20 protein-coding genes are annotated in these 16,876 nt (G+C 67.2%); 18 read left to right on the forward strand and 2 right to left on the reverse strand.

From position 1 onward, the window contains the following. Positions 1–21 precede the first annotated feature (21 nt). On the forward strand, positions 22–408 hold the full coding sequence (locus tag ABWP89_RS01210) for a hypothetical protein (protein WP_353226605.1): 387 nt from the start codon (positions 22–24) through the stop codon (positions 406–408). 19 nt (positions 409–427) lie between these two features. After that, positions 428–790 carry a hypothetical protein gene (locus ABWP89_RS01215; RefSeq protein ID WP_353226606.1) on the forward strand — a complete coding sequence of 121 codons (363 nt, stop codon included), beginning with the start codon at positions 428–430 and terminating at the stop codon, positions 788–790. 154 nt (positions 791–944) lie between these two features. On the opposite strand, the gene ABWP89_RS01220 is transcribed toward ABWP89_RS01215, so the two are convergent. Together ABWP89_RS01220 and ABWP89_RS01225 are read right to left on the reverse strand one after the other, a co-directional pair. Next, positions 945–1,841 carry a flagellin N-terminal helical domain-containing protein gene (locus ABWP89_RS01220; RefSeq protein ID WP_353226607.1) on the reverse strand — a complete coding sequence of 299 codons (897 nt, stop codon included), beginning with the start codon at positions 1,839–1,841 and terminating at the stop codon, positions 945–947. Between the two features lie 322 nt (positions 1,842–2,163). Beyond that, positions 2,164–3,057, reverse strand: coding sequence for a flagellin N-terminal helical domain-containing protein (locus tag ABWP89_RS01225; protein ID WP_353226608.1), 894 nt, complete (start codon positions 3,055–3,057; stop codon positions 2,164–2,166). A 239-nt stretch (positions 3,058–3,296) separates the two neighbouring features. Here ABWP89_RS01225 and ABWP89_RS01230 point away from each other — a divergent pair, with 239 nt between their 5' ends. The 16 genes from ABWP89_RS01230 (at position 3,297) to ABWP89_RS01305 (ending at position 16,873) form a co-directional block, all read left to right on the forward strand. Next, entirely contained in the window at positions 3,297–4,610 is a 1,314-nt protein-coding gene (locus tag ABWP89_RS01230; RefSeq protein ID WP_353226609.1) for a sigma-54 interaction domain-containing protein, read from the forward strand. Further along, positions 4,607–4,984: a flagellar hook-basal body complex protein FliE gene (gene fliE, locus ABWP89_RS01235; protein ID WP_353226610.1), complete on the forward strand. Its 378-nt coding sequence runs from the start codon at positions 4,607–4,609 to the stop codon at positions 4,982–4,984. Before ABWP89_RS01230 ends, fliE begins: the two co-directional genes overlap by 4 nt. A 6-nt stretch (positions 4,985–4,990) precedes the next feature. Then, positions 4,991–6,631: a flagellar basal-body MS-ring/collar protein FliF gene (gene fliF / locus ABWP89_RS01240; RefSeq protein WP_353226611.1), complete on the forward strand. Its 1,641-nt coding sequence runs from the start codon at positions 4,991–4,993 to the stop codon at positions 6,629–6,631. Continuing rightward, on the forward strand, positions 6,628–7,650 hold the full coding sequence (locus ABWP89_RS01245) for a flagellar motor switch protein FliG (protein WP_353226612.1): 1,023 nt from the start codon (positions 6,628–6,630) through the stop codon (positions 7,648–7,650). The genes fliF and ABWP89_RS01245 overlap by 4 nt, the downstream gene beginning before the upstream one ends. Beyond that, positions 7,643–8,236 (forward strand): FliH/SctL family protein, encoded by a 594-nt coding sequence (locus tag ABWP89_RS01250; protein ID WP_353226613.1) that lies wholly within the window; start codon positions 7,643–7,645, stop codon positions 8,234–8,236. Before ABWP89_RS01245 ends, ABWP89_RS01250 begins: the two co-directional genes overlap by 8 nt. Positions 8,237–8,250: 14 nt before the next feature. After that, positions 8,251–9,546, forward strand: a complete 1,296-nt coding sequence (locus ABWP89_RS01255; RefSeq protein WP_353226652.1) for a FliI/YscN family ATPase — start codon at positions 8,251–8,253, stop codon at positions 9,544–9,546. Then, positions 9,536–9,958: a hypothetical protein gene (locus ABWP89_RS01260; protein WP_353226614.1), complete on the forward strand. Its 423-nt coding sequence runs from the start codon at positions 9,536–9,538 to the stop codon at positions 9,956–9,958. Before ABWP89_RS01255 ends, ABWP89_RS01260 begins: the two co-directional genes overlap by 11 nt. Positions 9,959–10,200: 242 nt before the next feature. Then, a complete protein-coding gene (locus ABWP89_RS01265; RefSeq protein ID WP_353226615.1) occupies positions 10,201–11,544 on the forward strand; it encodes a hypothetical protein in 1,344 nt (447 codons plus the stop codon). 43 nt (positions 11,545–11,587) lie between these two features. Then, positions 11,588–12,184 carry a flagellar basal body-associated FliL family protein gene (locus ABWP89_RS01270; RefSeq protein WP_353226616.1) on the forward strand — a complete coding sequence of 199 codons (597 nt, stop codon included), beginning with the start codon at positions 11,588–11,590 and terminating at the stop codon, positions 12,182–12,184. After that, the gene (locus ABWP89_RS01275) at positions 12,181–13,137 is read left to right on the forward strand and encodes a FliM/FliN family flagellar motor switch protein (RefSeq protein WP_353226617.1); all 957 of its coding nucleotides are present in this window, start codon (positions 12,181–12,183) and stop codon (positions 13,135–13,137) included. The genes ABWP89_RS01270 and ABWP89_RS01275 overlap by 4 nt, the downstream gene beginning before the upstream one ends. Positions 13,138–13,174: 37 nt before the next feature. Further along, positions 13,175–13,477 carry a flagellar motor switch protein FliN gene (gene fliN, locus ABWP89_RS01280; RefSeq protein ID WP_353226618.1) on the forward strand — a complete coding sequence of 101 codons (303 nt, stop codon included), beginning with the start codon at positions 13,175–13,177 and terminating at the stop codon, positions 13,475–13,477. Beyond that, complete coding sequence (locus tag ABWP89_RS01285; RefSeq protein ID WP_353226653.1) at positions 13,477–13,758, forward strand: flagellar biosynthetic protein FliO; 282 nt, start codon at positions 13,477–13,479, stop codon at positions 13,756–13,758. Before fliN ends, ABWP89_RS01285 begins: the two co-directional genes overlap by 1 nt. After that, positions 13,745–14,587, forward strand: coding sequence for a flagellar type III secretion system pore protein FliP (fliP, locus tag ABWP89_RS01290; RefSeq protein ID WP_502915202.1), 843 nt, complete (start codon positions 13,745–13,747; stop codon positions 14,585–14,587). Before ABWP89_RS01285 ends, fliP begins: the two co-directional genes overlap by 14 nt. A gap of 12 nt (positions 14,588–14,599) precedes the next feature. Next, entirely contained in the window at positions 14,600–14,872 is a 273-nt protein-coding gene (locus ABWP89_RS01295) for a flagellar biosynthetic protein FliQ (protein WP_353226619.1), read from the forward strand. Further along, on the forward strand, positions 14,869–15,714 hold the full coding sequence (fliR, locus tag ABWP89_RS01300; protein WP_353226620.1) for a flagellar biosynthetic protein FliR: 846 nt from the start codon (positions 14,869–14,871) through the stop codon (positions 15,712–15,714). Before ABWP89_RS01295 ends, fliR begins: the two co-directional genes overlap by 4 nt. Next, positions 15,704–16,873 (forward strand): EscU/YscU/HrcU family type III secretion system export apparatus switch protein, encoded by a 1,170-nt coding sequence (locus ABWP89_RS01305; RefSeq protein ID WP_353226621.1) that lies wholly within the window; start codon positions 15,704–15,706, stop codon positions 16,871–16,873. Before fliR ends, ABWP89_RS01305 begins: the two co-directional genes overlap by 11 nt. Positions 16,874–16,876: the final 3 nt, after the last annotated feature.

Here is a 16,876-nt window from a genome sequence, read left to right on the forward strand (position 1 = left end):
AGCTGCTACAAGGAGTCGCGGATGCCTGCTTCGCTATACCAATTCGCCCCGGCCGTCGCGGTTGTCGTGCTGGTGATTGCCGCGATGGTCACCGGCCTGCGCCCGATCCACAGCTGGCTGGTGCCCGGCACTGTCTGCGGGCTGTTTGCGGGCTGGTCGATTTTTACGGTCGCAATCGAAGGCCCGTTCGGTTTCTGGGCCAACCACACGCAGAACGCCTGGGGCAATCAGGTGTGGTTTGACCTGCTGATCGCCATCGGCATCGGCTGGGCGCTGATCCTGCCGCGCGCGCACGCTGCGGGCATGCACCGCTGGCCGTGGCTGGCGCTGATCCTGTGCACCGGCTGCATCGGCTTTTCCGCGATGCTGGCGCGTTGCCTGTATCTTGAAACCCACCGTTCGGCCTGACCGGCCAGGAGCCTTGCCCATGACACCGCTGCGCATTTATCTGGCCATCTGCCTGTTTGCGATCGCCACTTATACGTCCGTCACCATCGCCCATCACGGCATGAACCTGCTGCCGGTGTTTCTGGGCGATCTGGCGCTGATGGCCTGGCCAGGGCAGTTCAACCTGGATTTCACCGGCTTTCTGGGGCTGTCGGCGCTGTGGGTCGCGTGGCGACACCGGTTCAGCCCCGGCGGGCTGGTGCTGTCCGTCGTCGCGTTCTTTGGCGGTATGCTGTTCCTGTCGATCTATCTGCTGGTGCACAGCATCCGCGCGGATGGCAGGATCGAGGTTCTGCTGCTGGGCGAAACGAGGGCCAGACAACAACGCCCGGCGATCGCGTGATCGCCGGGCGCTTTTGCGCAAGGTTGGAGCGGCTTTAAAGCCCCTCCCCTTCAGGGGAGGGGTTGGGGTGGGGCCTAACCCCATGCGCCGAGCCTTCCGATAGGCCCCACCCCCGGCCCCTCCCCTGAAGGGGAGGGGGGACATCACACAGACATTACTTCAGCAGCGACAGCACGTTCTGCTGGCTCTGGTTCGCCTGCGCGAGCATCGCGGTCGATGCCTGTGACAGGATCTGCGATTTCGCCAGCTGCGTGGTGGTCGCCGAATAGTCGGTGTCCTGGATCTGGCTGCGTGCCGATGACAGGTTGGTGATGTTGGTGTTGAGGTTGTTCACCACCGAGGTCAGGCGGTTCTGCGCCGCACCCAGCGAGGCGCTGGTGCTGTTCACGCTGGCGATCGCGCTGTCGACATTGGTAATCGTGGTCGCCGCCGTGGTCTGGGTGGACACATCGAGCGCCTGGACGGAACCGGTTGCCGCACTGTACGATGTGTTGCCGGTACCGCTGGTCGCACCGAACATCTTTGACCCGTCAAAGGCGATCGAATCGATCGTGACCGAATCCCCGTTGTTGGCGCCGGTCTGGATAGTAAAGCTGGCATCCTGCGACCCGTTGGCCGCCGGCGTGCCCGATGTCACCGCAAACACGGCGGTGCCGTTGAACTTGGTGGTGGTCAGGATCGACGAGATCTGCTGCGTCAGGTTTGACACTTCCGACTGCATCGAGGTGCGGTCCGACGCCTGATAGGTGCCCGACGATGACTGCACCGCCAGTTCGCGGATGCGCTGCAGCATGTTGGTCACTTCGTTCAGGCCGCCGCCGGCGGTCTGCGCCAGCGCCATACCGTCGTTGGCGTTGTGCACCGCCTGGCCCATGCCCTTGATCTGCGAAGTCATGGTGTTGGTGATGGCCAGGCCGGCCGCGTCGTCGGCAGCGCTGTTGATGCGCTGACCGGTCGACAATTGCTGCATCGCCTTGGCGGTCATCATCGACGCGTTGTTCGACGCATGCGCCGCCTGCAACGCCGATATATTGGTGTTGATAGCTGTCATCTGTGGTCTCCAGGGTAAAGAATATTACCAGATCGACCGCCCGCACCGGTTCAGAACGATGGGGCCGCCACACGCTAAAGCGGCAAATTGTTGCCGGTTTTAAGCACCGGGGTGGCAATTATTTGCCGCTTTTCGCAAAATATTTCAATAATTTACCAGACGGTTAACGCCGCACGGGGGCAGCCTGGCGACGCCGCCAAAAAAATGCCCCGCTGACCGGTGGAGACGGACGACGGGGCATGAGTTTTTGACGCGGTTGCCGGCCCTTGCGCGCCATGCGGTGGAGACGCATGGCACGCGGGCGGCATTGTTGATCAGCGCGTTACTTCAGCAGCGACAATACGCTCTGCTGGCTCTGGTTCGCCTGCGCCAGCATGGCGGTCGATGCCTGCGACAGGATCTGCGATTTTGCCAGCTGGGTGGTGGTGGCCGAATAATCGGTATCCTGGATCTGGCTGCGCGCAGACGCCAGGTTGGTGATGTTGGTGTTGAGGTTGTTGACGACCGAGGTCAGGCGGTTCTGCGCCGCACCCAGCGAGGCGCTGGTGCTGTTGACGCTGGCAATCGCGCTGTCGACATTGGTGATGGTCGTGGCCGCGTTGGCCTGGGTGGTGACATCCAGCGCCTGGGTGGTGGCGGTGGCGCTGTAGGCCGTGTTGCCGGTGCCGCTGGTCACCCCGAACATCTTTGACCCGTCAAAGGCGATCGAATCGATGGTAACCGAATCGCCGTTGTTGGCGCCGGTCTGGATGGTGAACTGGGCATCCTGTGATCCGTTGACCGCCGGCGTGCCCGATGTCACCGCAAACACCGCGGTGCCATTGAATTTGGTGGTGGTCAGGATCGACGAGATTTGCTGCGTCAGGTTCGACACTTCCGACTGCATCGAGGTGCGGTCCGACGACTGATAGGTGCCCGACGATGACTGCACCGCCAGTTCACGGATACGCTGCAGCATGTTGGTCACTTCGGTCAGCCCGCCACCGGCGGTCTGCGCCAGCGACATGCCATCGTTGGCGTTGTGCACGGCCTGGGTCATGCCGTTGATCTGCGATGTCATGGTGTTGCTGATCGCCAGACCCGCTGCATCATCGGCGGCGCTGTTGATGCGGCGGCCGGTCGACAACTGCTGCATCGACTTTGCCGTCATCAGCGAGGCCGAGTTCGACGCGTTGGCAGCCATCAGGGCCGAAATGTTGGTGTTGATTGCGGTCATGGGCGTTCTCCTGGGGTAACCTGTGAATGTCTGTCAAAGGCCGGGCAGCGGTCAGGCAGTCCGGCTCTTGCGGCAAAGACCGGCAAAACCCTGCCGGGATTAAGCCCCGCCCCGGCCGCAAATTGCCGGCCCTAGGGGCTGACCCTTAGGCGTTCCCCGGGCCTTAAATTACCGGTCCCTTTGCCGTTTTCGCGCGACAAAGCCCTCAGACCAATATGGTTAAAACGGGGCAACACTTCATGAAGCGCGATTCAAACGGATTGCAGATTTCGGACGCGGCACGGGCAGCACATGCCCCGCTGGTGGCCCGCGCGACGGCCATCATGGGCGCGACGCGGCTGGCGACGCCGGTGTTTCTGCTCGATGGTGAAGAACAGACGCCGATCCCGCTGCCGCTGGCCCGGACGATCCGGCTGACCCGCGATGGCGCCGCCGCGCCGCTGATCCGCCGCGGCCATGGCGACCGGTTCCGCCTGAACTATAGCGATGGCGCCGGCACGGCCACGCTGGCCGCGCTGATCGCCTGCGCCATGCCGGCGGGCAGCCCGATCGCCGCCGACCCGGAAAGCCTGTCGGTGTTGGCACTGGCCGAGCGGATCGCCGCGAGCGACATTCCGGTGCTGATCAATGGCCCCACCGGCACCGGCAAGGAAGTGTTGAGCCGGTTCATCCACGACCGTTCGGCCCGTGCCGCCAAGCCGTTTATCGCCATCAATTGCGCGGCGATGCCCGAATCCATGCTGGAAGCGATGCTGTTCGGCCACCAGAAGGGCGCCTTCACGGGCGCCAATGCCGCTGCCGAAGGATTTTTCCGCGCGGCGGACGGCGGCACGCTGCTGTTGGATGAAATCGCCGAAATGCCGCTGTCGTTGCAGGCAAAGCTGTTGCGCGCGCTGCAGGAACGCGAAGTGGTGCCGCTGGGCGCGACCCAGCCGATCAAGGTCGATGTGCGGGTGATCGCGTGCGCGAACCGCGATCTGCCGACCGAAGTGGATGAAGGCCGGTTTCGCGCCGACCTTTATTACCGGCTCAATGTTTTTCCGCTGATGCTGCGCCCGCTGTGCGAACGGCCCGACGATATTGCCCCGCTGGCGTTCGCGATGATGCTGCGCCATGTGCCGCAAATGGCCGATGTGCCGTGGATCGGCGATGCCGCGCTGACCATGCTGGCCGCGCACACCTGGCCCGGCAATGTGCGCGAGCTGGAAAATGTCGTGCGCCGGGCGCTGCTGCTGGCCGGGACCACGATCGGCGCGGCGACTGGCGAAATCGGCCCGCAGCACATCGTGTTCGACCGCGCCGTCCGCGTGGCGGGTGATGTCGCCACGGCCGACCCGGTGATGACGGTGAACGGCGGCGGACAGCGCGACGCCGCACGCCTGTCGAACATTGTGCAATTGTCAGAGGCGCGCGCGATCCTGGCCACGCTGGAGGCCTGTGGCGGCAGCCGCACCGTGGCCGCGCGCCAGCTGGGTATCAGCGAGCGCACCCTTCGCTATCGGCTGGCATCGTTCCGTGACGCCGGCATCGCCGTGGCCGGTGGCCGGCGATGAGCGGGCCATCGGGCATTGGCGGGCTGGGTGCAGGCGCAGGCTTGCGCGAGATCATGGCGCTGCGCCAGCAGATCATCGACAAAAGCCAGGTCCTGCAAACCGTCCGCACCGGGGATACCGCATCGACCAGTGCCACCGGTGCCGCGCCGCCGGGCGGATCATTCACCGGCGCGCTGAAATCGGCACTGGACCAGGTCAACCAGGCGCAGTCCCATGCCGAAACGGTGACCACCGGGTACGAAACCGGGCAAGTGACCGACATCGCGCAAGTCATGCTGGCGCGCCAGCAATCGAGCGTGGCGTTCGAAGCCACGCTGCAAGTGCGCAACAAGCTGCTGTCCGCCTATTCCGACATCATGAAGCTGGGGATGTAATTCACCATGGCCGATCTCGTTCCCGTCGGCTCTGCGTCGCCGTCCTTGTTGGCACCGCTGTCCAGTGGCGGCAGCGTGCCGGCGCGGCTGGGGCGGTTTATCGCGCAACCCCCGGTGCGCCGTGCGCTGCCGTGGTTTGGCGGGGTCACCGCCGCCGGCATGGCCGCACTGCTGTGGCTGGAAATGGCGCCCGCGCCGCAACGCATTCTATACACTTCGCTCAACGACAGCGAACGCGCCAGCGTGGTCGCCGCGCTGGACAAGGCATCGATCCGTTACACCATCAACAACCAGACCGGCGCGATCAGCGTGGGCGAGGACGATCTGTACAAGGCGCGGATGGTCGCCGCCGCCGACGGCACGCTGGCCACCCCCGAAACCGGCGAACAGATGATCGACAAGCTGCCGCTGGGCGCCAGCCGCACGGTCGAAGGCCAGCGGTTGCAGGCCGCGCGCGAGCGTGAGCTGGAATTGACGATCATGCAGATCGACGGGGTGGAGGCGGTGCGCGTCCATCTGGCCGAACCGAAAAAATCGGCATTTGTGCGCGACACTGCCCCGCCCACCGCGTCGGTGATGCTGAAACTGGCCAAGGGCCGCCAGATCGCCGCCAGTCAGGTGACCGCAATTGTCAATCTGGTGGCGGGATCGGTGCCAGGCCTGTCGATCGACGCGGTCAAGGTGATCGACCAGCAGGGGCACTTGCTGTCGAGCGGCCAGCCGGGCGATGCCGACCGGATCGAGATGCAGGCGCGGCTGGAAGAAAAGCTGCACAGCCAGATCGAAACGCTGCTGACGCCGATGCTGGGCGCGGGCAATTTTTCCAGCGAGATCCAGGTCGATCTCAACATGGATCAGCAGACCAGCGCGCGCGAAAGTTATGACAAGGCGGGCGCGGTGCGCAGCGAAACGCAAACCGCATCGCAAAGCGCACCCGGCGGCGGCGCCAGCGGCGTGCCCGGGGTGCTGTCCAACACCCCGCCGCCCGCAGCGGCGGCATCACCCGGCCCGCCCACCGGCAACAGTTCACCCGCCGCACCCGGCCCCAGCCCGACCAGCACCGACAGTTCATCCACCAAGACCTATGAACTGGGGCGCGAAGTGGCGGTGACCAATGCCGGGCCGGGCAAGATTCGCCGCCTGTCGGTGGCTGTCGCGCTGAGCACCGCAGCCATGGCCAAGGCCAAACCCGGCGAGATCGACCAGATCAAACAGCTGGTCAGCGCCGCGGTTGGCGCCGATCCAGCGCGCGGCGACCAGATTGCGGTGGTCATGCGCAATTTTCAGATCACGCCGATCGAAACCCCCAAGTTCTGGGAAACCCCGTGGTTTGCCATGGCGGTGCGCAATGGTGTCGCGCTGCTGGCGGTGCTGCTGACGCTGCTGCTGGGGGTGCGCCCGCTGATCAAGGCGTTGAAGCGCGACCCCGCGCCGCCGCCGGCCCCCGCCGCCGACAGCGACGACCCGGCGAACGAAGACCCCGCGCGCCGTGCCGCCACCCCGGCGGCCGCACCCGCCGCCGTCGATCCGGCCTTGCTGGGCCAGCAGGTCGGCCTGGCGCAGCGGCTGGTGCGCGAAAAGCCCGACACCGCCGCCGCCGCGCTGCGCCAGATGCTGGGTGAAACCGAAGCGGAGCCAACCCGATGAGCGATACCGATCCCGCCGGCACTGATGCCGCCACCAGCGATGCCGCGCGCGCCGCGGTGATGATCATGCTGCTGGACGATGATCAGGCCGCCGCGCTGCTGGGCCAGCTGGACCCGGCGCAATTGCGGCGGATGGGCGAAGAGATGTGCGCGCTGGGCGAAATCCGCCCACCCGCGATCGCCGATGCGGTGGCGCGGTTTGTGGAAAAGACCGAACGTATGGGCCTGATCGTGCCCGACCGCGTGGGCCAGGTGCGCACGATGATGACGCGCGCGATCGGCGCGGTAAAAACCGACAGCCTGATGCAGCGCATCGCGCCCGAATACCGCACCAGTTCGCTCGATCTGGCGCGCTGGCTGACGCCGCAAGTGCTGACCCCGCTGGTGCGCGACGAACACCCGCAGGCGATCGCAGTGCTGCTGGTGCAACTGGATGCCGATGTCGCGGCCGGTGTGTTGCATGGCCTGCCCGAAGACATTCAGCCGCAAGTGGTGCAGCGGGTGGCCACGCTTGGCCCGGTTTCGCCCGATGCGCTGGCCATGCTGGAAGACATGCTGGCGCGGCGGATTACCGAATGCCACGGCCACGCCGCGCTCACCATGGGCGGCGTGCAGGAAGCGGCCGACATCATCAACGCCGCCGCCCGCACGGTCGAACGCCGCGTCATGCCCGAAATCGCCAAACAGGACAAAGCGCTGGCCCGCGCCATCGAAAACGAGATGTTCAAATTCGATCATCTGTTCGCGCTGGATGACAAATCGATGGGTGCGCTGCTGCGCGAAGTGGACAGCGATACGCTGATCGGCGCGCTGAAAGGCACACCCGAAGCCAGCCGTGAGGTGTTTTTCCGCGCCATGTCGGCGCGTGCCGCCGATGGTGTGCGCGATGAAATCGGCGCGCGCGGCCGCATGAAGATGGCCGAAGTGCTGGAGGCGCAAAAGGCCATGGTGACCGCCGCGCGGCGGTTGGCCGCCGATGGCGTGATCGTGTTCGGCGCGGGCGACGATGATTATGTCTGATGGCGCAACAGCGGCGCGCAGCGCATCGCTGGCGGCACTGGGCGCGGGGCGCAGCGGCGGGTTTGCGCGCGACCACCGCTTTGGCCGGCATGCCGGCGGTGGCGACGATACGGCGCCCGATCCGTTGCGCGATGCCTATGCCCGTGGATTTGCCGAAGGCCTGGCCGCCGGCGCCGACGCCGCGCGCGCCCGGGCCGAAGCCGATGATGCCGCGCGCGCACACATCACAACCGCGCTGCTGCGACTGGACGACGAAGCAAGTGCGGCGCTAGCCGAACGGCTGAAACAAACCGTGCTGGCGCTGTGCCAGAGCGTGCTGGCCGATGCGGCCTGTGTGCCGGAAGGGCTGGCACGCCGGGTGGCGGCCGCCGCCGCGATGTTTGCCCGCGCCGGCGATGACCGCGTGATCCGCCTGCATCCCGAAGATCTGGCATTGATACACGGGCGCCTTCCCGAATCGTGGCATTGCGATCCCGATCCGCTGATGGACCGCGGCGCGGTGCGCGTGGAAACCGCCGGCGGCGGGGTTGAACAGGGCCCGGCGCAATGGCGCGCCGCACTGGAAGAGGCGCTGCGCACGTGCTGAGCTCGCTTGACCGCATGGCACAGGCGCGACCTGACTTCGCCCCGCGCCGTTATGGCGTGGTATCGGCCTGCGACGGCGGCCTGCTGGAGGTCAGCGGGCTGGCGCTGCCGATTGGCGCACAATGCCGCATCGCACATGGCCGGGGCAGCCTGTCGGCCGAAGCGATCGGATTTCGCAACGGCCACACGCTGATGATGTTGCTGGGCGATCCGGTGCTGTTGCGCCCCGGTGCACGGGTCCGCCCCGAAGGACGGCCCGGTATGGTGCCAGTGGGGCCGGATTTTCTGGGCCGCGCGGTCGATGGCGAAGGCCGCCCGATCGATGGCGGCCGGCCAATTGCCACGGCGCTCGACTGGCCAGCTGGCGGCGTGCGCGCCGGTGCGCTCGATCGCGCGCGCGTGCGGGTACCGTTTGATGTCGGGGTGCGCGCGCTCAATGCCCTGACCACGTTCGGGGTGGGGCAACGCATTGGCATCATGGCCGGATCGGGCGTGGGCAAATCGGTGCTGCTGGACATGATCGCCCATGGCGCCGATGCCGATGTGGTGATTGTCGGCCTGATCGGCGAGCGCGCGCGCGAAGTATCGGACTTTGTCGAACGCCACATGCAGGGGGCCAAACGCAGCCGCAGCGCGATCATCGCCGTGCCCGCCGACCATGCCCCCAATCTGCGCATCCGCGGCGCCATGCTGGCCACCAGCCTGGCCGAACATTTTCGTGAGCAAGGCGCGCGCGTGCTGCTGATCATGGACAGCCTGACCCGCGTGGCGCACGCCGCGCGCGAAATCGGGCTGTTGCTGGGCGAACCGGGCGCGGCGCGCGGCTATCCCCCGTCGGCGCTGGCAACCGTGACCAAACTGGTGGAGCGCGCAGGCAATTCGGCGGCCAGCGGCGGTTCGATCACCGGCGTTTACACCGTACTGGCCGATGGCGACAACCAGGACGATCCGGTGGTTGATACCGCGCGCGCCATTCTGGATGGCCACATCGTGCTGTCGCGCGATCTGGCGCAACGCGGGCAATACCCGGCGATCGACATCGCCGCATCGCTCAGCCGGGTGATGAACGATATTGTCACGCCCGACCATGCCGAATGCGCGCGCCGGTTCCGCGCGGCAGTCGCCACCTATGAGGCCAACCGCGATCTGGTGCTGATGGGCGCCTATCGCGCGGGCACCGATGCGCAGCTGGATCGCGCGATTGCCATGCACGACCGGCTGACCGCGTTCCTGGGCCAGCGCCAGGCCGAAGTCATACCGCTGGCGCCAAGCGCGGCGCAATTGGCGGAATTGATGCGCGATGAAGGCTGAACGCCAACGCCTGCACCGGCTGAACCGGCTGGAAAAGCTGCGCGCGCTGGCACGCCGCCAGGCGCTGGGCGAGGCCGGACGGGCAGAGGCGCGGCTGGCACAGCTGGAACAGCTGGGCCAGCGTACCGCCGATCTGATCCACGGCTATGCCCTGCGGGCCGATGCGCAATGCGGCGGCGATCTGCTGCGCCAGCGCGTCTATCTGGACGAATTGCAGCGGATGGGCACGCAGACCGGCGCCGATATTGCGCGCGCACGCGCAGCCGCCGATGCCGCCGCCGCGCAGGCCGCTGCCGCCGAACGCAGCCGTGCCGCAGTGGAGGAGCGCGCCGTGGCCACGCAGCAGCGCATCGCCCGCCAAGACGCCGCCGCCACGGTCCCGCTGGGCGCGCGCCCGGCGCAGAAACGCTGAGCGGGGAAGCCATGCCCACCCCCCGCCAAGACCAGCCACTGCCCTGTCCTGAACTGGCACGATTCTGGCTTTGTGTCATGAACCACCCCGCCGGGAGCCTGTTGCCGATGACCCAAGCCCTAGTCTCCCCCGCCGCCCTTGCCGCCCCTGCCCCGCTGGCGCGCGTTCCTTTGGCCCGGCCCGGCGCAGCCCCGGACCCGGCCGGTCGTGCCGACCGCGCAAGCGACCCTGCGGCAGCGGCGATGACCACGCCGACAGCGCCGCCGGCCGCGCCCGATCCCGCCGGCAAACCTGCCGAAACCGGCTTTGCGCTGGCGCTGGCCACGCAGCAGACCGCACCCGCACCCGCGACCAGGGCGCCGGGCGCTCTGCCCCCCACGATGCACGAGACAACCCCTGCCGCGCTTGTGGCAGCGGCAATGCCCGGCAAGACTTTGCCGGCGGCACGCCCCGATCCTGCCGATGCCGCCCCCGTGCGACTGGCCGCCACCACCAGGACCCCGGCGCACGCGGCGCGGGAAAGGCCGGCCAAGGCGGGCGACCGCAGTGCCGCCGCCGCGGCGCCTGGCACGGCGGTGCCGGCCGATACCACCACCATGGCGCCACTGGCCTTCGCAGCCCTGCCAATCCCGCCGCTGCCGGTCACCACTGATCAGCCGGGCGCTGCCGATGCGGCGCGCCTGCCACCTGGCGCCCACGCCGCGCCGGTCAATCCCGATCAGGCATTGGCCATGACGGCATCACCGCTGGCCCCCGGTACAACCCCCGACCCGTCCACCGCGACCATGCCGGGCGTGACCCGCGCCACCGGTCGCCGGGGCGCCGCGCTGTTTGCACCGGCCGCGGCCATTGCTGTGCGCAGCGGCAACCTGCCGGCAGAACCGGGGGCGCGGACGCCCGGCGTCCATCCCGTTAAGGCTACCGCCGCGCAGGCCGCTGCCGCGCAGGCCAACGCGCCAGCCCATCACCCGGCCGGCGATGCCGACCCGGAACGCCCGCGCGACACTGGCGACCGGCAGACTGCCAGCGCCGCCGCACCGATCGCCCCAACCGGGCCGGTCATGACGATCAACCCGCCCGCCACCACCGCGACGGCGGATGCCGCACCGGCCCCGGTGCCAGGGCCGACCGATTTTGCCACGCTGGTCGATCAGATCGCCCGCGCGCGCGCCGAACGCCACGACCCGTCCAGCACCGCGCCAGTCGGCGTGACCATGCACCACGCCGATTTCGGGCGCGTATCGCTGCATTTCAGCCCGCGTGAACAGGGCCTGGCGGTCACCCTGCACAGCGCCGATCCCGGGTTTGCCCCGGCGGCGGCAGCCGCGGCCAGTGGCGCCGATGGCGGCACAGCGCGTGATGACCGCCGCGCGCACGACCAGCAGCCGGGCGCAGCCATGCCCGACTTGCCGGCGCAAGGCAGCCCGGCCGGACGCGGTGGGCGCGACCCCGGCGGGAACACCGGCAACGGCAGCCAATACGGCAACGGCAACCAAACCGGCAGCCAGCCCGCGCGGGCCAGCCGGGTAAGCGCGGGCACCACCACTGCCAACACCATCACGGAAGCGGCCGGAATTTTCGCATGACCCATACCCACCTGACCAGCACCAAGGGGGCGCATGACGCGCAATGAGTGACAAGAAAGACAAGGATGCCAAGCCTGCGAAAAAGCGCGGCAGCGGCATGATGATCAAGATCGGCGGGGCCGTGGCGCTGCTGGGCATCGGCGGTGGCGGTGTGTTCGGGCTGGTGACCACCGGGATGATCGGCGGCAGCGGCAAGACTGCCACCAAGGAAGACAAGAACCCCAAACTGGTCCGCAAGGGCGAAACCGACCCGTTTGCCCCCGCCACCAAAGAGGGCGAAGGCGAAGGCGGCAAAGCGGTCGAGGGGGAAGGCGGCAGCGAATACCGCACGTTGTATTTCAGCTTTACCGACGATTTCACATCCAACCTGAAAGGCACCGGATCGCTGGTGCAGATGGCGATCGCCTGTTCCACCCACCGCGATTACCGCGTGGTGCTGTGGTTGAAAAAGCACGAACTGCCGATCCGTTCGGCGATGCTGGCGGTGCTGGCGGATACCAGCGATGAAGAGGTGCAGACCCCCAAGGGCAAAGAGGCGCTGCAACGCCGGCTGACCCAGACCATCAACAAGGTGCTGACCGACAGCGAAGGGTTTGGCGGGGTCGACGCAGTCTATTTCAAGAATTTCATCATCCAATGAAACAGGATTTTGCGTTTGTGGCAGAACGGCCGCTGGCCCGCCACAGCCCGGCACTGCTGCGCGCCGGCCCTGACGAGGCTGAGCTGATCACCGCGCTGGGCCGCGTCGCGGCACGCATGGCGCGATCGTTGCGCGGCAGCCTGGCGCGGCTGTGCGGCGGGAATATGCCCGACGTGGCGATCGATCCCCCCCTCGCGCTGAACTTTGCCGATTTCGCGCGTGAAGGCATCTGCGCCTACAGCCTGTATGGTGTGAACGCCGCGCCCGGAACCGCTGGTATCGGGCACGTGATCGGCGCGATCGATGCCGAAGCGGTGCTGCGGCTGGTGGATCGCGCGTTTGGCGGGCCGGGTGATGCGCCACGGCCCATTTTGCGCGAAATGCCGCTGTCGGCCGACCTGATGGTGCAGCGGATCGACGCGATCATGGCGACGCAGCTGGGCCTGGCGCTGGGCGGGGTCTGGGCCGCGCAACCGCTGATTCAGCCCTTGCGCCGCGATTATGACCTGGCGCAGATCGCACCGTTCACCCCGGCCACGCGGCTGGTCATGCTGAATATCGCGGTATCCGAAGGGACCCGCGCGCCCTGGCCGATCCGGCTGGCGCTGCCGCTCGCGCTGTTGCCGGTGTTGACCGGGATTGCCGCGCCAGCGCCGGTCGGCACCGGCGACGGGCCAGCCAACAGTCCGGATGATGAACCGTTTGCCGCCATGCCGCTGACGCTGACCGCGCTGCTGGTCGACACCCCCATGTCGCTGCAGGTCGTGTCACGGCTGGAGCCGGGACAAGTGCTCAACCTGCCGATCGCGCGGTCGGTGCCGCTGATCATCGGCCAGCCCGGTGCGGGCGCAGACCATGGCGGCGGGCACGGCAGTGCCGCGGTCACCGTGGCGCAAGGCACCATCGGCGCGGTCGATGACCGCGTCGCCATTCAGATCACCCAGCTCGCCTGATCATTTCGGCAGGCCACCTTTCGCACATGAGGGCATGATGACATTCACCACCCGCGGCTTCGACCTGATCAAGGATGTCGATGTGCGCCTGACGGTCGAACTGGGCCGCACGCAGATGAAGCTGAAAGACGTGCTGGCGCTGGGCAGCGACAGCGTGGTCGTGCTGGACCGCATGACCGATGAATTGCTGGACGTGATGGTCAACGGCACGCTGATCGCGCGGGGAGAGGTGATCACCCAGGGCGACCGGTTCGGCCTGCGCATTGTCGAACTGATCGGGCACGAAGATGCCGCAGCCGCACCCGAACCGCGTCGGCGTTCAGGCGGGGGTGCACCATGATGCTGTGGTACCTGGCGAAACTGGTGGTGCTGCTGCCGCTGATCGGGCTGCTGGCGTGGGGATCGCTGCGGCTGGCGAAACGGCTGGAAGGGCGGTTTGCCATCGGCGAAGGCACATCCGGGCTGCGTATTGTCGAAACCCGCATGCTGTCACCCACGCTGCGGTTGGCGGTGATCGCGTTTCACGACCGCGAAATTCTGGTTGCCACATCGAAACAGGGCCTGGTCCGGCTGGGCGAGGCGCCCGCGCGCACGGACGGTGGGGACCATGATGGTGACTGACGTCCGCCGCATGCCGGTCGCGTGGCGCCGGATCGCACTGGTGCTGATCGTCGCGCTGCTGGCGCTGGTGCTGGCGCATGCCGCGCATGCGCAAGTGGCGCCGCCCGCCAGCGCACCCGCAGCCGCAGCCGCCGCACCCAGCGCCGTGCCCGGCGCGCTGGACCGCGCGTTTGGCGAATTGTCCGGCGCGCAAAGCAAGGGTAGCCTGGCGCTGTCGCTGCAATTGCTGCTGATCATGGGGTTGCTGTCGATCCTGCCCAGCCTGGTGCTGATGATGACCAGCTTTACCCGCATCCTGATCGTGCTGTCGCTGTTGCGCCAGGCGCTGGGATTGCAGCAGAGCCCGCCCAACCCGGTGCTGATCGGGCTGGCGCTGTTCCTGTCGCTGTTCGTGATGGCGCCGACGCTGGACCGGGTGAACGCCAGCGCGATCCAGCCCTATTCGGCCGGCACGATTAATGCCGAACAGGCGTTTGTGAACGGCGGGCGCGAATTTCACAGTTTCATGATCCGCCAGACGCGGCAGCACGATCTGCTGATGTTTGCCGACATGGCGCATGCGCCGCGCTTTGCCAGCCAGGCCGATGTGCCGTTTTCGGTGCTGTTGCCGGCGTTTGTCACCAGCGAGCTGAAAACCGCGTTCCAGATCGGGTTCATGCTGTTCCTGCCGTTTCTGGTGATCGACATCGTCGTGTCGTCGGTGCTGATGAGCCTGGGGATGATGATGATGAGCCCGACGGTGGTGTCGCTGCCGTTCAAATTGCTGCTGTTCGTGCTGGTCGATGGGTGGGCCCTGCTGATGGGCAGCCTGGCCGCCAGTTTCACGTGAAAGGCCTGACCCGTGGATGACACCGCCGCCCTGCTGTCGCTGGCCGACCGGATGCTGTGGATCGCCGCGCTGGGCGCAGCGCCGGTACTGCTGGCCAATCTGGCGGTCGGGCTGGTGGTCGGGATCATCCAGGCGGCCACCTCGGTCAACGAACAGACGCTGACGTTCGTGCCGAAACTGGCGGTGACCACGCTGGTGCTGGTGCTGCTGGGCGGCGCGATGCTGGGCCTGGCCGGCGATTTTCTGAAGGATGTGATGGCGCAGATCGCGCAGAGCGGGCGATGATCGGGCTGGATTTCGGGTTTGGGCCGCTGGAGGCCGAATTCTGGCGGTTCGTGTTCGTGATGACGCGGATTGGCGCGGCGCTGTTTGCGGTGCCGCTGTTCGGCGCGGCGGCGGTGCCGTCGCAAGTGCGGGTGATCATCACTGGCGCGCTGGCAGTGTTTGTCTGCGCGTGGACCGGGGTGGCCGCACCACCGGCGCTGCTGTCGCTGGCGGGAATGATCGACATCGCGGGTGAAGTGGTGATCGGGCTGGCGTTGGGGTTTGTGTTGCAGCTGGCGTTTGCCGCGCCGGTGATCGGCGCGGAACTGATTGGCGCTGGCATGGGCATGTCGATCGCATCGACCGCCGATCCGTTGAACGGCGCGCATTCGCCGGTGCTGGGGCAATATTTCAGCGTGGTGCTGACGCTGGTGTTTCTGGGCACCGGCGCGCATCTCGACTGGATCAGCCTGGTGGTGGAAAGCTATCGCACGTTTCCGCCGGGGTCGCCGTGGATGACGCCCGGGCGGCTGCATATGATCGACGCGTTTGCCGGCGACATGTTTGTCGCCGGGATCAGCATCGCGCTGCCGGTGGTGGTGCTGTTGCTGGTGGTGCAGATCGTGACCGGGGTGATCAGCCGTTCGGCGCCCTCGCTCAACCTGTTTGCGTTGGGGCTGCCGGCGGGGGTGCTGGCCGGGATCGTGGCGATGATCGTATCGGCCCCGCTGATCAGCGACCGGCTGACCGATCTGGCGCATACCGCCGTGGCGCAAAGCGCGACGCTGCTATTCGACAACGGCCCAAAGCCCCACACCGCGCTGGCCGCAAACGCGCGAAAGGCCAGACCCGATGGCCGATGATGGCGGCGAAAAAACCTTTGCCCCGACCGCCAAACGCCGGCGCGAGGCGATCGAGCGCGGCGATGTGCTGCGGTCAAAGGAAATGATCGTGGCGACCGGCACGGCGGTGGGCGTGGCCTGGCTGATCCTGGCCGGGCCGTGGGTAATGCACAGCCTGGCGTCGGTGATGCGGCTGGGGTTCAGCTGGGATGCCGCCAGTCTGAACCGGTTTGATCCCGGCACGATGCTGCTGACCGCGTTTGGCGCGGCGCTGCCCCCGGTCATGCTGCTGGGCGTGGCGGTGCTGGCGGCATCGCTGTTCGTGCAGCTGGGGCTGGGCGATGGGGCATTTGTGGCGGGCAATCTGGCGCCAAAGCCATCGCGGCTGAACCCGGCCAGCGGGCTGGCGCGGATGTTCGGGGTGCAGGGCCTGATCGAGATCGGCAAGGGGCTGGCCAAACTGGCGCTGCTGGGCACCCTGGCGTTCGTGTGGCTGCGATCGCGGCTGACCGGGCTGGTCGGGCTGGGCGCGGGGCATCTGGACACGCAGCTGGGCTTTGCCTGGGATGCGATCACCGTATTGCTGATCTGGTTGGCGGCGGGGCTGGTGGTGATCGCGCTGTGCGATTTTCCGATCCAGTGGGTCCGCCGCCAGCAGCGCCTGCGTATGAGCCACCAGGAAATTCGCGACGAGAACAAGGAAAGCGAAGGCAACCCCGAAAACAAGGCGGCCGTCCGCCGGCGCCAGCGCGCGATTGCCAAGGGATCGGTGCGCAAGGCGGTGCAGGACGCGCAATTCGTGATCACCAACCCCACCCATTTTGCCGTGGCGCTCAGCTATGACGCCGATATCGCCCCGGCGCCGGTGGTTACCGCGCGCGGACGCGGTGAAACCGCGCTGGCGATCCGCGAACTGGCCGCCGAATTCGGGGTGACCGTGCTGGAATATCCGGCGCTGGCGCGATCGGTCTATTACACCACGCGCGAAAACCAGATGATCCGCGAAGAGCTGTATGTCGCGGTGGCAGCAGTGCTGGCCTTTGTGCTGAGCCTGCGCCGCGGGGAAAGCCCGCCCGCGCCCAATGTCGAAGTGCCGCTGGCGGTGCGGTTCGATCCCGACGGCAATCCCGAAATTGTCGTGCCCGAAATTGTCGTAAGCGAAACCCCGCCGATCCCTTAACCC

Origin of the sequence: Novosphingobium sp. (assembly GCF_040398825.1) — a bacterium.
GTDB lineage: Bacteria > Pseudomonadota > Alphaproteobacteria > Sphingomonadales > Sphingomonadaceae > Novosphingobium.